General features: G+C 72.2%; 1 protein-coding gene and 1 pseudogene. Both read left to right on the forward strand.

Going from position 1 to position 909, the window contains the following annotated elements; all coding sequences use genetic code 11:
* Positions 1–255: pseudogene (locus tag AC31A1_RS51995) on the forward strand (hypothetical protein); the annotation flags it as partial.
* Positions 246–692, forward strand: coding sequence for a hypothetical protein (locus tag AC31A1_RS52000; RefSeq protein ID WP_489660008.1), 447 nt, complete (start codon positions 246–248; stop codon positions 690–692). The pseudogene AC31A1_RS51995 and the gene AC31A1_RS52000, both read left to right, overlap by 10 nt.
* The last annotated feature ends 217 nt before the right edge of the window (positions 693–909 follow it).

Below are 909 nucleotides of genomic sequence, written 5' to 3' on the forward strand. Positions count from 1 at the left end.
GGCCGGGAGCACGAAACCGGAGGCGGACCTGCTCGTGGTGGGGCCGGCTCCGGTACGCGGGGCCGGGAGGGCGCGGGCCACTTCGGGGGCCTCGGTCAGGAGACCACCGGTCTCTTCAGGGGCCGGGGACACCAGGACGCCGGCGACCTCCCGGACTCCGCGGAGACCGGGGAATCCAGTGGCTTCGTGGATTCCCGCGGGCTCGGGGATTCCAGTGGCTTCGGGGACTTCGGTACGGGGGTCGAATGGGTGTGAGCGGCGGGTCTCGTCCCGGCCAGGTGCTCAGTCTCGACACGCTTGTCCGTCTGGGGCGTGCGCTGCACGGGCCGGGTGGTACGCCCCGGCGACTGGCCGTCCCGGAGGGCATGACGGCGCCGCTCGGCTGCGACGCCGTGGCGGTGCCCGCGCGTTTCGGGCCGCTGGTTCTGCCCCGCCTGCCGCGTGTCGGCTGTGTCTACGCCGATGAGGCGCACTGGTGGTGGATCGTTCCGTCCGACTCTGATTACGCGCTGGACTGGCCTGCGCCGGCGCGCTACACCACCGGGGCGCTGGTGCCGGACTCGCCTCGCGCGCCCGGTCTCATCCACAAGCCTGACGGCAAGCTGCCGTATACGCCGCCGATTCCGTTGTACCTGGCGGTGTGCCGGGTTACGGGGACGACTCCTTCTTGGTCGCGGCCCATTAGCGCGTAGCGCTCCGCGGGTTGAGCGGTTTTGTCTGCGGGTTCGGTGGGGGTTTCCCTGCGGGTTCGCTGGAGATTTATCTGCGGGTTCGGTGGGGGCTGGTCGCGCAGTTCCTCGCGCCCCTTTTGGGCGCGCTGCGCCCGGCCTCCCACTCGGCGCCGCCCCTTCGCCGTCCCGGCGTACGCCCGCGCGTCCTCGCCCCTCTCTCCCGCGCTCTCCCCCACAC

The organism is Streptomyces sp. P5F9 (genome assembly GCF_057961495.1).

Excerpts from the sequence above, each read along its gene's own strand:
- AC31A1_RS52000 (WP_489660008.1), top strand. The coding sequence starts at position 246 with ATGGGTGTGAGCGGCGGGTCTCGTCCCGGCCAGGTGCTCAGTCTCGAC.